A 14,168-nucleotide genomic window follows, 5' to 3' on the forward strand; every position below is an offset into this window, starting at 1 on the left:
GAGCGCACCGGGTGGGTCCGGGGCGCTCGGTGGGGCGGGACAACAGCGACCAACCTACGCGCCCAGGACCCCTCCACGGGCCGCCTGAGGCCGCTCGGCGGGTCCCGGCGGGCAGGATTTCCTGTGAATTGTCGACAAAGCGTCAAAGTTGCCGCCGCGCAGGGCAGCCGGGGCGGCGGTGCCCGGCCCGGCGGCACCCGCGGTCAGGTCTTCGCGCTCCCGAAGAGGTCGCTCACCCAGTCGCTCGCGGTGTGGAACCAGCTCTGCACGGTGGCCCAGTACTCCGGCAGCGGGGTGAAGTTCCACAGCGCCACCGCCGCCACGGCCAGCACCAGCAGCACCATCAGGCAGCCCTTGAGGCAGCCGAGGCCCGGGATGTACATCCGGTTGCGGCTGCGCGGGCGCGGCTCGCGGGCCGGCCTGGGCTCCCGGCGGGCGGGCTCCGGCGGTGCCTCCCTGCGCTGCGGGGCCTCGCGGTACTGCGGCGCGGGCGGCTCGGCCCGGCGCGGCACGGCGGGCGGGGCCGCCTGCGGCGGCGGGGCCTGGTAGCCGCCGGCCGGCTGCTGCGCCGGACGGCCCTGCGGCTGCCCGTACCCGGGCGGCGGAGCCTGCTGGTAGCCGGGCGACGGCGGCCGGTTGTAGCCGCCGGGCGGCTGCGGGCGGCCGCCGGACGGCGCGTGGCCGCCCTGCCCGGCCTGGTAGGGCGGCGGGGCCACCGGCGGGCGCTGGGCGTACCCCGGCGGCGGCGCCTGCTGGTAGCCGCGCGGCGGAGGCTGCGGCGGCCGGTACCCGGGCGGGCCGGCCTGGCCGCCCTGTCCGGCCTGGTAGGGCGGCGGGGCGACCTGGGGGACGTCGAAGTCCGCCGGGTCGAAGTAGCCGATCTCGGTCTGCTGGTTGCGGTCCCGGGCGGCCCTCAGCTGGGTCTGCCAGGGGTGCGGCGCCTCGGCCTGCGGCGGTCCGGGCGGGGTCGGGGGGACCGCCGTCGGCGGCATCACCTGGGTGCGGTCGGCGGCGCCGTACGGGGCCGCCGGCGGCTGGGTGCCCATCACCCGGGTCGCGGCGGCCGGGTCGAACCGCCCGTCCGGCTGCCCGGCCGGCAGCACCTGGGTGCGGTCGTCGGCCCCGGGCGCGCCGAGGGGGCCGGCGCCGTCCGGAGCGCTGCCGGGGACGGCGGCCGGCTGCGGGTCCGGCAGCAGCAGCGCGCCGACCGCGAGGGCGGCGTCCACCGCCGCGGGCGAGGCGTGCACGCCGACGCCGGCCGCCACCACGCGCAGCGCCCGGGCCAGCGAGACCGCGCTCGGGCGCTGGGCCGGGTCCTTGCGCAGGCAGCGCTCGATGACCGTCCAGAGCGGGTCGGGCATGGTGGACGGGCGTTGCGGCTCCTGGGACAGGTGGGCCTGGAGGATCGCCAGCGGGCCGTCGCCCTGGAACGGCTGCCGGCCGGTGACCAGCTCGTACAGCATGATCCCGGCGCCGTAGACGTCCACCGCGGAGGTCTGCGGACGGCCCTCGGCGGACTCCGGCGCGACGTACGCCGGGGTGCCGACGAACTCGTGGGTGCGGGTGATGCCCGGGGAGTCGGCGAGCCGGGCGATGCCGAAGTCGGTCAGCATCGGGTGCATCTGCTCGGTGCCCTCCACCACGGTGGAGGCGAGCAGCACGTTGGCCGGCTTGAGGTCGCGGTGGACGATGCCGTCGGCGTGGCTGGCCGCCAGCGCGTCGGCCACCTGGGCCATCAGCAGGGCTCCGGCGATCGGGCTGAACGGGCCGTTGCCGCGCAGGTAGCGCGCCAGGTCCGGCCCGTCGATCAGGTCCATCACCAGGGCCAGCAGCTCGCCCTCGACGACCAGGTCGCGGACCTTGACGATGTTGGGGTGGGTGAGCCGCAGCAGCAGGGAGCGCTCCCGCAGGAACCGCATCACCACGTCCGGGTCGGCCGCCAGCTCCTCGCGCAGCACCTTGATCGCCACCTGCTGCCCCGGCTCGCTGCCGGGCACCGCGACGTCGCCGCGCACCCGTCCGCGCCAGACGGTGCCGGTGGCCCCCCGTCCGAGGGTCTCCTCAAGCAGATACTTGCTGCCGACTGGCCGCACCTGTCGCACTCCTCGCCGTGCCGGCCGCGGTGCGCTCCTCCGCCGGTGCGGTGAGCCTGCCGGGCCCGTGTTCCGGCCACTCTAACGGTGTCCGTTCACGTTTTTGAGGTGACCGGCGAGGGGCGCGCACGGCTCTCGGGGACATCCCCCGCGGGCTCCCCGGAGGCCGCCGGGCCGGGGCCGGAGGGCGGCGGTTGACCTGACTCCCCGTCGCCCGCAACATGGCGATGATCGCAAGATCGTCAAATCCGGTACCGTGCGCGGACTGTCGGTGACGGATGGCAGGATGACACTCGCCACTCTTGTGGCCCAATGCCGTCACGGCCGCCGACCGGCGCGCCGACCGCCGGCAGGCAGGGCAGCAGGCGTCAGCACCAGGCGTCATCACCAGCAGAAGGGACCGCGGGCGAGATGCAGATCCGGCTGACCGTCCTCCGACCGCGCAGCGGCCCGGCAGCCGCCGGCTCCGCCATCCCCTACGTGGACGTGCTGGTCACCGCGCCCGTGGGCACCGCGCTCGGCTCCGTCGCGGGCGCACTGGCGGGCGCCGTGGGCGTGCGCGGCCCACGGGCCGCCACCCATGTGCACCTCTACGCCGGGGCACACCGGGTGGACGAACACACCCTGCTCGGCCACCCCCCACTGCTCGACGGCGCCGTGCTCAGCCTCAACGAGCCCGACCCGACCGCCGACGACCCCGACGACGGCACGGCGGCCGCCGAGCTGCGCGTGGTCGGCGGCCCCGACGCCGGCGGCGTGCACCGGCTGCACGGCCGGGAGATCCGGGTCGGCCGCTCCGGCGAGGCGGACGTCCCGCTCGACGACCCCGACGTCTCCCGCCTCCACCTCGCCCTCCACCTCGGCGAGGACGGCCGGGTCACCGTCCGCGACCTCGGCTCCACCAACGGCACCACGCTGGACGGCCGGCTCGTCCCGGCCGGCCCGCCGGAGGAGGCCGTCCCGCTCGACGGCACCGCCCTGCTCCGGATCGGCGAGTCCACCCTCCAGGTCACCGCCCCCGACCCCGGGGACGGCTCCGGGGCGCCGGTCCGCGCGGCGCTGCCCGACGGCCACGGCCACCTCCAGCTCGCCCCGCCCCCGCCGGCCCGCCCCGCCCCGCCCGCCGCCGAACCGCCGGCCGCCCCCGAGCCCGCCGCCGGCCGCGGTCGCGGCCTGCTCTCGCTCCGGCTCGGCCGCTCCGCCGCCGAGCCGCCCGAGGAGAGCGCCGAGCGCCACCACGCCGCCGTCCGGCTCCGCCAGACCGCCGCCCAGCGCGAGCGCTTCCCCGACCTCGCCACCCTGCTGCTCAACGCCCTCGGTCCCGGTCCGCGGCTCTGGGAGCGCGGCCCCGGCCACCCCGACGCGCTCACCCTGCGCCTGGGCACCGGCGACCGGCCCGGCGGCCCCGGCACCAGCCCCGGCACCCTGCTGCCGGCCGTCCCGGTCACCCTCGACCTGCAGACCGCCGGCAGCCTCGGCCTGAGCGGCCCGCGCGAGCGCCTCGACGCCCTCACCCGCGCCGTCGTCGCCCAGCTCGCCGCGCTGCACCCGCCGACCGGCCTCAGCCTGGTCGTGGTCGACGCCGACCCGGCCCGCCCGGCCCAGGACCGCGCCGACACCTGGGCCTGGGCGCTCTGGCTGCCGCACCTGCGCCCCACCGACGGCCAGGACTGCCGGCTGCTGATCGGACTCGACGACGAGCAGGCCACCGCCCGGCTCGGCGAGCTCACCGCCCGGCTCCGTGGCCCGGTCGGCCTCGGCGGGCACCCGGCCACCGTGGTCGTGGTCGACGGCCGCCCGGCCACCGAGGAGGCCCGGCAGGCCCTGGACTTGCTGCTGCGCCAGGGCCCGGCGGTCGGGATCTTCCCGATCTGCCTCGCCGAGCAGCCCGAGCTGCTGCCCCGCGGGCTCGGCGCCACCGCCCTGATCACCGGGGAGGTCGGCACCCACCTCTCGCTCGACCGGCCGGTCGCGCGCGGCCGCGAGACCCTGCATGAGATCGCGCTGGACGCCGTCTCGGACGCCTGGGCGGAGCGGCTGGCCCGGGTGCTGGCCCCGCTGCGCGAGGCCGTCCCGGCCGCCCGCGGCCCGCTGCCGGACGCGCTGCGCCTGCTCGACCTGCTCCAGCTCGACACCGTCACCCCGGCCAAGCTGTCCGCCCGCTGGGCGGCCCACGCCGGCGGCATCGGCGCCGCCACCGCCCTGCTCGGCACCACCCGCGACGAGCTCTGCACGCTCGACCTCGCCGACCCCGAGCTCACCCTCCCCTCCCCCGACCCGGGCGGCCCGCACCTGCTGGTGGGCGGTGCGCGCGGCTCCGGCAAGACCGAGCTGCTGCGCACCCTGATCGCCTCGCTGGCCGTCTCCGAGCGGCCCGAACGGCTGGCCGTCACCGTCATCGAGGGCCGCGCGGTGGAGGACGGCCTCGACGGCTGCACCGAGCTGCCGCACGTCACCGGCCATGTGAACGCGGCCGCCGATCCGCGCGCCGCGCTGCTCGCGGCCGAGGCGATCGAGGACGAACTCGCCCTGCGCGAGCGGCTCTTCGACGGCCTGGACTTCGCCTCCTGGCACGCCGCCCGGATCCTCGACGGCGAGCGGGGCCTCGCCGGCGGGGGCCTGGACGCGCAGCGGCCCGCCGTGCCGGTGCCGGCCGTGGTCGGGGCCGCCGGTCCGGTGGCCCAGGTCCCGGCGCAGGCCTCGAAGGGCAGCGCGCCGCGCACCGCGGAGCCCCGCCGGCCCGCCGCCGCGCCGGTGCCGGCCCGGCTGGTCGTCGTGGTGGACGACTACGACGCCCTGCTCTCCCCCACCTCCGCGGCCGGCCGCCCGCTCGCCCGTGCCCTGGCGGCGGTCGCCCGCCGGGGCGGCCCGCTCGGCGTCCACCTCGCGGTCACCACCGGCCGCCCGGAGGAGAGCGCCGGCACCGAGGTCGACGACGCGGCCCTGCTCCGGATCGCCCTGCGCACGGACGACCCGGCCGACTCCGACCTGCTGATCCACCTCGGCGACGCCGCCTCGCTCGCCGAGGACACCCCCGGCCGCGGCTACCTGCGGCTGCCGGACGGCGGCGTGACCGCCTTCCAGACCGCCCGGATCAGCGGCCGCATCCCCCGCACCGCGACGCTGCGGCCCACCGTCGTCGCCATAGAGCCGCTCCAGCTCGGCGCCCCGCCGGCCCGCCGGCCGGTCCGCGAGCTGGGCAACGGGCCGACCGACCTCGCCCTGCTCGCCAGCGCCCTCCAGCGGGCGGCCAAGCACTGACGCCCGGGGTGGCACCACCACCGGCCGGCCCGGGGTGGCACCACCGGCCGGCCGCGCCGCCCGACGAACGTTCGGGCGGCGGGGCGGGCGGCCGGACGGTCAGGAGCAAGTGCGTTCGGGGCTCGACCGGAACGAGGCCGGCCCGCCCTCGTGGGCGTGGTCGGCACGGCCGTTGACCACCGGGACCGACTCCGGCCCCGGGGCGCCGTCGCCCGCGTCCCGTCCTCGGTACCGCACGCCGATACCGCACGCGGGTGCCGACAACGCGGGTACCGACAACGCGGCGGGGCCCGCGTCCGAAGACGCGGGCCCCGCCGGTGGAGCCGACCGCCGTCAGCGCATCGAGCCGGTGCGCAGCAGGGTGCGGATGACGCGCATCGCGACCGAGAGGCTGGACAGCTCGTAGTTGTCCGAACCCCTTATGTCGTCGAGGGTGCTCTTGGCGCGGTTCAGCAGGGTGGCGTTGAGCTCCGCCCAGGCGGTGTACCGCTCCTCGGGGGTGGCGCCCTCGGGGCCGCAGGCCAGGATGTCGGCGGTCAGGGCCGCGTGGGCCGCGAAGAGGTCCTCGCGGATGGCGGCGCGGGCCATCGACGACCAGCGGTCGACCCGGGGCAGCTCGATGATGCGGTCGAGCAGGTGGGTGATCTGGAGGCGGTCGGCGAGGTCGTAGTACAGCTCGGCGACCTCGGCGACGTCCTTGCCGGACCGGTCCGCGACCTCGGTGATGTCCAGGGTCGGGAAGGTCGAGGACAGGCCCGCGATCCGGGTGGCCAGGGCCTCCGGCACGCCGGCCGCGGCCAGCTCGTTGTAGACCGACTCGAACCACGCCAGGTCCTCGCCGCGCAGCGGCTTGGGCAGCGAGCCCCAGACCTGGTTCACCCGGTCGTGGAAGAACTCGATGGTGCCGGCGATGTCGAGCGGCTGGCGGCGGTTGTTGAGCATCCACCGGGTGGCGCGCTCGACGAGCCGGCGCGAGTGCAGGCGCATCTTGGTCTGGGCACGGGCCGGGACCACGTTGTCCAGGGCCTCGATCTCCGACCAGATCTCCTCCAGGCCGAAGACGGCCCGCGCGGCGGTGTGCGTCCGGGCGATCTCCTCGTACGTGGCGCCGGTCTCCTCCTTCAGCCGGAAGGCGAAGGTGCAACCACCGCGGTTGATCGTGTCGTTGACGATCAGCGTGGTGATGATCTCGCGGCGCAGCGCGTGGTGGTCGATCGCGTCGGCGAACTTCGCCCGCAGCGCGCTCGGGAAGTACTCGTGCAGCGCGGTGCGGAAGTACGGGTCGTCGGGCAGCTCGGTGGCGAGCAGCTCGTCGGCCAGGGTGATCTTGGTGTACGCGAGCAGCACGGACAGCTCGGGCTGGGAGAGCCCGCGGCCGTTCTGCTGGCGCTCGCGGATCTGCCGCTCGGCGGGGAGGAACTCCAGGGCCCGGTCGAGCTGGCCGCCCGCCTCCAGGCGGTTGATCATCCGGGAGTGGACGTTGACCATGCTGTGCGCCTGGGCGACGGCGTTGGCCAGTACCACGTTCTGCGCGTAGTTGTTGCGCAGCACGAGGCGGCCGACCTCGTCGGTCATCTCCGCCAGCAGGGCGTTGCGCTGCTTGACCGTCATGTCGCCGTCGGCGACCACCTGGTTGAGCAGGATCTTGATGTTGACCTCGTGGTCCGAGGTGTCCACGCCGGCCGAGTTGTCGATGGCGTCGGTGTTGACCCAGCCGCCGGTGCCCTGCGGGCCGCCGGAGGCCGCGTACTCGATGCGGCCCAGCTGGGTGCAGCCGAGGTTGCCGCCCTCGCCGATGACCCGGGCCCGCACCTGCTCGCCGTTGACGCGGATGGCGTCGTTGGCCTTGTCGCCGACCTCGGCGTTGGTCTCGGCCGCGGCCTTGACGTAGGTGCCGATGCCGCCGTTCCAGAACAGGTCGACGGGCGCCTGCAGGATCGCCCTCATCAGCTCGGCCGGGGTGAGGCGGGCGTCCTCGATGCCCAGCGCGGCCCGGACCTGCGGGCTGAGCTGGATCGACTTGGCGCTGCGCGGGAAGACGCCGCCGCCCGCGGAGATCAGCGACTTGTCGTAGTCGTCCCAGGAGCTGCGCGGCAGCTCGAAGAGCCGGCGGCGCTCGGCGTAGGAGACGGCCGCGTCCGGGTTCGGGTCGAGGAAGATGTGCCGGTGGTCGAAGGCCGCGACCAGGCGGATGTGCTCGCTGAGCAGCATGCCGTTGCCGAACACGTCACCGGACATGTCGCCGATGCCGACCACCGTGAAGTCCTCGGTCTGGGTGTCGACGCCCAGCTCGCGGAAGTTGCGCTTGACCGACTCCCACGCACCGCGGGCGGTGATGCCCATGCCCTTGTGGTCGTAGCCGGCCGAGCCGCCGGAGGCGAACGCGTCGCCCAGCCAGAAGCCGTACGACTCGGCGACACCGTTGGCGATGTCGGAGAAGGTCGCGGTGCCCTTGTCGGCGGCGACGACCAGGTAGGTGTCGTCCTCGTCGTGGCGGACCACGTCGGCCGGGTGGACGACCTCTCCGCCGACCAGGTTGTCGGTGATGTCGAGCAGCGCGGAGATGAAGGTCTTGTAGGACGCGATGCCCTCGGCCAGCCAGGCGTCGCGGTCCACCGACGGGTCCGGCAGCTGCTTGGCGACGAAGCCGCCCTTGGCGCCGACCGGCACGATGACGGTGTTCTTCACCATCTGCGCCTTGACCAGGCCGAGGATCTCGGTGCGGAAGTCCTCGCGCCGGTCGGACCAGCGCAGACCGCCGCGCGCGACCTTGCCGAAGCGCAGGTGCACGCCCTCGACCTGCGGCGAGTAGACCCAGATCTCGAACGCCGGGCGCGGGGCCGGCAGGTCCGGGATGGCCTTCGGGTCGAACTTCATGGACACGTAGGAGTGCCACTCGCCGGAGTCACCCGTGTGCTGGAAGAAGTTGGTGCGCAGGGTGGCCTTGATGAGGTGCAGGAAGGAGCGCAGGATGCGGTCCTCGTCCAGCGAGACGACCTCGTCCAGCGCGCCGGCCAGCTCCTCGAGGATGCCCTCGGTCAGCTCGGCGGCGCCCTGCTGGTGGCTGGGGCTCAGCCGGGCCTCGAACAGGTTGACCAGCAGGCGGGTGGTGTGGGTGTTGTTGCGGAGCGCGTCCTCCATGTAGTCCTGGGAGAACGTGGAGCCCGCCTGGCGCAGGTACTTGGCGTACGCGCGCAGCATCATCGCCTGGCGCCAGGTCAGCCCGGCGGTCAGGACCAGCTCGTTGAAGCCGTCGTTCTCGGCCTTGCCGGTCCAGGTGGCGGCGAAGGTCTCCTGGAAACGCTCGCGCGCCTCGTCGGTGAGCTCGGTGGCCTCGCGCAGCTTCAGGCCGAAGTCGTAGACCCAGGCGGTGGTGCCGTCCGCGCGGGTCAGCGCGTACGGGTGCTCGTCGAGCACCTCGACGCCCAGGCGCTGCAGGACCGGCAGGACCTCGGTGAGCGAGATCGGGCCGCCGACCCGGTAGATCTTGAAGCGGCGCTCGTCGTCGCCGGCGCCGACCGGCTGGTACAGGTTGAGCCGGAAGTCGCCCTCGCCGTGCAGCGACTCGATCTGCTTGATGTCCGCCACGGCGGTGCGCGCGGTGAAGTCGGCGCGGTAGCCGTCGGGGAAGGCGTTGCCGTACTTGCGGGACAGCTCGGCGGCCTTCTCCTCGCCCAGCTCCAGGTGCAGCTGGTCGTTGAAGCCGTCCATCCAGAACCGGGCGGCCTCGGCCAGCTTGGCCTCGATCCGCTCGATCTCGGCGTCGGTCAGGTGCGGCAGCTCGCTGCCGGGGGTGACCCGGACGACGAAGTGCAGACGGGTCAGCACCGACTCCGTCGACCAGACCGTGTAGTCGATCGAGGCGCCGTTGAGCTCCTGCATCAGGATGTCCATGAGGCGCAGCCGGATGCGGGTGGTGTAGCGGTCGCGCGGCAGGTAGACCAGCGCGGAGAAGTAGCGGCCGTACTCGTCCTGGCGCAGGAACAGCCGCAGCCGGCGGCGCTCCTGCAGGTAGAGGACGCTGGTGGCGATCTGGAGCAGCTCGTCGGCCGCGGTCTGGAAGATCTCGTCCCGGGGGAAGGTCTCCAGGATCTGCAGCAGGTCGCGGCCGTCGTGGCTCTCGGTGGAGAAGCCGGACTGGGCGATGACGTCCTGGACCTTGCGGCGCACGACCGGGATGCGGCTGACCGACTCGGTGTAGGCGGCGGCCGAGAAGAGGCCCAGGAAGCGGCGCTCGCCGACGACCTCGCCGTTGGCGTCGAACTTCTTCACGCCGACGTAGTCGAGGTAGGCCGGGCGGTGCACGGTGGCACGGCTGTTGGCCTTGGTGAGGACGAGCAGCTTCTTCTCGTGGGCCTTGGCGCGCACCGGCGCGGAGAGCCGGCCGAAGGCCTCGCTGACCGGGTGGTGGTCGTCGTCGTGGCTGAGCGGGTCGGAGCGCAGGATGCCGAGGCCGGTGCCGGCCACGGCCTTCAGGACCTCCTCGCCCTCGTGCTCGACCAGGTCGTACTCGCGGTAGCCGAGGAAGGTGAAGTGGTCGTCGGCGAGCCAGCGCATCAGCTCCCAGGCCTCGCCGACCTCCTGCTCGGGCAGGCCGGCCGGGGGCTGCTCGGCCAGCTCGTCGGCCATGCGCAGCGCGGAGTCGCGCATCTTGCCCCAGTCCTCGACGACCTCGCGGACGTCGCCGAGCACGCGGCGCAGGTTGGCCTCGATCGAGCGGAGGTCCTCGCGGTCCGTCTCGCGGTCGATCTCGATGTGCATCCACGACTCGACGATGGCGTCGGCGGGCCACTCCGCGCCGGCGGCCTTGCTGCGGGCGCAGGCGTCGATGTCCAGGATCTCCAGCAGCTTGCCGGTGATGTCACGGCGGACGACCAGCTGGGGGTGGATCACGATGTGGATCGCACGGTCCTGGCGGGACAGCTCGTTGGTGACCGAGTCGACCAGGAACGGCATGTCGTCGGTGACGACCTCGACCACGGTGTGGCCGCAGGACCAGCCGTTCTCCTCCACCGAGGGGGTGTGCACCCGCACCTCGGCGGTGCCCTGCGGGCGCTTGAGCCCGAGACGGTAGTGCGAGGCGGCCGCGCCGTACACGTCGACCGGGTCGTGGCCGACCAGGTCCTCGGGCGCGGTGTGGAGGTAGTAGTGGTGCAGGTACGCGGTCAGAGCGCCGTTGCTCAGGCCCTCCCCCGGCGCCGCTCCCCCCACCTGGCTGTTCTCAGCGGCTGCTGCTGCCTTCGTGAGCAGTTCGGCCTTGGCTGCGTCCAGCTTGGTCTGCATGACTTCTTGGCTCCTGTCGCGCGCCGTTGCGTGACTCGGTGGTGTGTGGATGTGCACCGCCGGGTCTTCCGCAATCCTGCCGCACCGACCGACTGAAAGACTTCCATGGCACGCATGAAATGCCTCTTCAGCGGGTAGGACGAGACATTCGGCCTGCAGCCACCCGACGACGCCAGCCAGCCTAACCGGAGGAATCCAAGGTGTCAGGGGACAGGGAGGCACAATCCTGCAGGAAGATCCGTCCGTCCTGGACACCGTGTCCAAACCCGCCGGTCATGTTCGCCGTCGGCTTCGCCACCAGCGGCAACGCCCCGCCCCCCGCCGGGCCGGTCACCCCATGTGCGGGTAGCCGTACGAGGTCGGCGGGACGAAGGTCTCCTTGATCGAGCGGGCGGAGGTCCAGCGGAGCAGGTTCTGCGCCGCGCCGGCCTTGTCGTTGGTGCCCGAGGCCCGGCCGCCGCCGAACGGCTGCTGGCCGACCACCGCGCCGGTCGGCTTGTCGTTGATGTAGAAGTTGCCCGCGGTGAACCGCAGTGCCTCCACCGCCTGGGCGATCGCGTACCGGTCCTGGGCGATCACCGACCCGGTCAGCCCGTAGGGCGCCCCGCCGTCGACCCGGCCGAGCACGTCCTCCCAGCGCGAGTCCTCGTAGACGTGCACGGCGAGGATGGGCCCGAAGTACTCGGTCCGGAACATCTCGTTGCGGTGGTCGGAGGAGACCAGCACGGTCGGGCGGACGAACCAGCCGATCGCGTCGTCGTACTGGCCGCCGGCCGCCAGCTCCACCGTCGGGTCGCTCTTCGCGCGGTCGATCGCGTCCCGGTTCTTCTCGAAGGCCCGCCGGTCGATCAGCGCGCCCATAAAGTTCGAGAAGTCGGTGACGTCCCCGACGGCCAGCGCGTCCACCTCGGCCAGGAAGTCGTCCTTGATCCGCTGCCACACGCTGCGCGGCAGGTAGGCACGGGAGAGCGCCGAGCACTTCTGGCCCTGGTACTCGAAGGCGCCGCGGACCAGGGCGGTCCGCAGGATGTCCGGGTCGGCCGAGCGGTGGGCCAGCAGGAAGTCCTTGCCGCCGGTCTCGCCGACGATCCGCGGGTACGTCCGGTAGCCGGCGATGTTGGCGCCGACGGTCTGCCAGAGCGACTGGAAGGTGGCGGTGGAACCGGTGAAGTGCAGCCCGGCCAGGGCCGGGTCGGCGAGCGCCACCGCGGAGAGCTGCAGCCCGTCGCCGGTCACCAGGTTGATCACGCCGGGCGGCAGGCCGGCCGCCTCCAGCAGCCGCATCAGGTGGTGCGCGGCCAGCGTCTGGGTCGGCGCGGGCTTCCAGACCACGGTGTTGCCCATCAGCGCGGGCGCCGTCGGCAGGTTGCCGGCGATGGCGGTGAAGTTGAACGGGGTGATCGCGTAGACGAAGCCCTCCAGCGGGCGGTGGTCCATCCGGTTCCACACCCCCGGCGAGGAGACCGGCTGGTCGGCCAGGATCCGCCGGGCGAAGTCGACGTTGAACCGCCAGAAGTCGATCAGCTCGCAGGCGGCGTCGATCTCGGCCTGCTGCACCGTCTTGGACTGACCGAGCATGGTGGCCGCGTTCAGCGTCTCGCGCCAGGGCCCGGCGAGCAGGTCGGCAGCGCGCAGGAAGACCGCGGCCCGGTCGTCGAAGGAGAGCGAGCGCCACTCCCGCCCGGCCGCCAGCGCCGCGTCCACCGCCGCCCGGGCGTCCTCCCGGGTGGCGTTGCCGAGGACACCGAGCTTGGCCGCGTGGTGGTGCGGCTGGACGACGTCGATCCGCTCGCCGCCGCCGAAGCGCTGCTCGCCGCCGATGGTCATCGGCAGCGGGATCTGCTCGGCCGCCAGCTCGTCCAGCCGGCGCACCAGCCGGGCCCGCTCCGGGCTACCGGGCGCGTAGCCCCGCACCGGCTCGTTGCCCGGGGTCGGGACCTGGGTGACTGCGTCGATGGGCATCGCGGCTCTCGCTCTCCTCGCCGGGGTGGGCTGGCGTCAATCCAGCCTGACGAGGGAAGGGCCGGTTCGCCCGCTCAGACACGCCACCGGTGGACGTGGCCCGCGCCACGTCGACCGGTCCGCGCCGCCGCGGCAAGGGGCCCGGCAGCGGCCCGGCGGGGCGCTGACGGGCTCCCTGCCGGGCCCTGAAGGCTGGGGCCGGGCGCTGCCGGGCGCTCCCGGGCACTACGGCTCAGCCGGCGATCCGCCCCGCCAGCTCGACCGCCTCGGCCAGGCTGTCCACCACCGGCACACCGACCGGCTCCAGCTTCTCCCGGGTGTGCGAGCCGCCGGTGTACAGCACGGCGTGCGCGCCCGCGTGCAGCGCCGCCAGCGCGTCGTCCGCGGCGTCGCCGATCAGCACCGTCCGGGCCGGGTCCACGTGCTCGCCGAGCGCGGCCAGGTGCCGGGTGAGGTGCTCCGCCTTCTGCCCGCCGGACGGGCCGCTGCGCCCGTCGACCCGCAGGAAGTGGCCGGTCAGCCCGAAGCCGTCGACGACCGGCACCAGCTTCTCGTGCTCGTACATCGACAGCAGCGACTGGCTGTGGCCGGCCGCCCGCCAGCCGGCCAGCAGCTCCAGCACTCCGTCGGTCAGCCCGCAGGCCGCGCTCAGCTCCCGGTAGCGCTCGTGGAAGGCGTCGTCCAGGAGCAGCCACTCGGCCTCGGAGGGCAGCCGGCCGAGCAGCCGCTGGTAGAAGCGGGGGATCGGGATCTCGTACTGCTCCCGGTACTCCTGCAAGGTCATCGGCCCGATGCCGATGGTCGCGAACGCGGCGTTGCTCGCTCCGAGCACCGCCTCCATGTCGTGGAAGAGCGTCCCGTTCCAGTCCCAGACGATATGAGTGCGCACGGAGGGAACGGTAACCCCGTCCGTCACCCGACCGGTAGGACGGGGCTCACCCCGCCGCGGGCCGGGGCCGCGGCTCAGGCCAGCAGCGCGGGGATCTCCTGGGTGGCGAACCAGAGCAGCTCGTGGTCCTCGGCGCCGTCCACGGTGAACTGGGCGTCCTGGTCACCCGCGTCCGCCCGGGCGACCGCCTCGACCGCCGCCGCGACGTCCGCGACCACGTCCGGGTCGGAGACGTCCGCGTGCACGGCCGCCGCCTTGGCCAGCGGCACCGGGCCGGCCAGCACCACGCGGCCGAGCGAGGCCTGGTCCTGGTACTCGTCGCCGGGGAACGGCTTCACCGCGGAGTCCGCGACGTCCAGGGCCACCACGACCCGGCGGCGCGGCGCCTGCGGGTCGGTGGCCAGCAGCCGCAGCGAGGACTGGGCGGCCCGGTTGAGCGCCGCGTACTCCAGCTCCTCGATGTCGTCGCTGACGTACCACTCGCGCAGGGCGGGGGTGACGGCGTACGCCGCGGTCTGGTCCAGGGCGCCGCCCGGGTGCGCCGCCGCCAGGCCGGTCAGGGTGGTGGGCACGTACACGCGCATCGGTGGCACTCTCCGGTTCGTCCAGCGGCACAGCTTCCAGCGCCCCAAGAATAAGCCGCACGAGGGCGCTCGTGATCACCGTTCGGCGCATACCCG

Annotated in this window: 6 protein-coding genes; 1 reads left to right on the forward strand and 5 read right to left on the reverse strand. The window is 74.2% G+C overall.

Annotation, left to right across the window (positions count from 1 at the left end; translation table 11 throughout):
- Nucleotides 1-203: 203 nt before the first annotated feature.
- Complete coding sequence (locus MCM47_RS18915) at nucleotides 204-2,093, reverse strand: serine/threonine-protein kinase (RefSeq protein WP_238862826.1); 1,890 nt, start codon at nucleotides 2,091-2,093, stop codon at nucleotides 204-206.
- A 411-nt stretch (nucleotides 2,094-2,504) separates the two neighbouring features.
- On the opposite strand from MCM47_RS18915, the gene MCM47_RS18920 reads away from it, so the two are divergent.
- Nucleotides 2,505-5,354, forward strand: coding sequence for an FtsK/SpoIIIE domain-containing protein (locus MCM47_RS18920; protein ID WP_238862827.1), 2,850 nt, complete (start codon nucleotides 2,505-2,507; stop codon nucleotides 5,352-5,354).
- A 333-nt stretch (nucleotides 5,355-5,687) separates the two neighbouring features.
- On the opposite strand, the gene MCM47_RS18925 is transcribed toward MCM47_RS18920, so the two are convergent.
- The 4 genes from MCM47_RS18925 to MCM47_RS18940 all read right to left on the reverse strand — a co-directional run bounded on the left by MCM47_RS18925 (nucleotide 5,688) and on the right by MCM47_RS18940 (nucleotide 14,072).
- Nucleotides 5,688-10,637 (reverse strand): NAD-glutamate dehydrogenase, encoded by a 4,950-nt coding sequence (locus tag MCM47_RS18925; protein WP_238862828.1) that lies wholly within the window; start codon nucleotides 10,635-10,637, stop codon nucleotides 5,688-5,690.
- Between the two features lie 330 nt (nucleotides 10,638-10,967).
- A complete protein-coding gene (gene pruA, locus MCM47_RS18930; RefSeq protein WP_238863029.1) occupies nucleotides 10,968-12,593 on the reverse strand; it encodes an L-glutamate gamma-semialdehyde dehydrogenase in 1,626 nt (541 codons plus the stop codon).
- Between the two features lie 238 nt (nucleotides 12,594-12,831).
- Complete coding sequence (locus MCM47_RS18935; RefSeq protein ID WP_374209164.1) at nucleotides 12,832-13,488, reverse strand: HAD family hydrolase; 657 nt, start codon at nucleotides 13,486-13,488, stop codon at nucleotides 12,832-12,834.
- A 74-nt stretch (nucleotides 13,489-13,562) separates the two neighbouring features.
- On the reverse strand, nucleotides 13,563-14,072 hold the full coding sequence (locus MCM47_RS18940) for a hypothetical protein (RefSeq protein ID WP_238862829.1): 510 nt from the start codon (nucleotides 14,070-14,072) through the stop codon (nucleotides 13,563-13,565).
- Between the last annotated feature and the right edge of the window lie 96 nt (nucleotides 14,073-14,168).

The sequence above is a fragment of the Kitasatospora sp. A2-31 genome (assembly GCF_022288725.1).
GTDB lineage: Bacteria > Actinomycetota > Actinomycetes > Streptomycetales > Streptomycetaceae > Kitasatospora.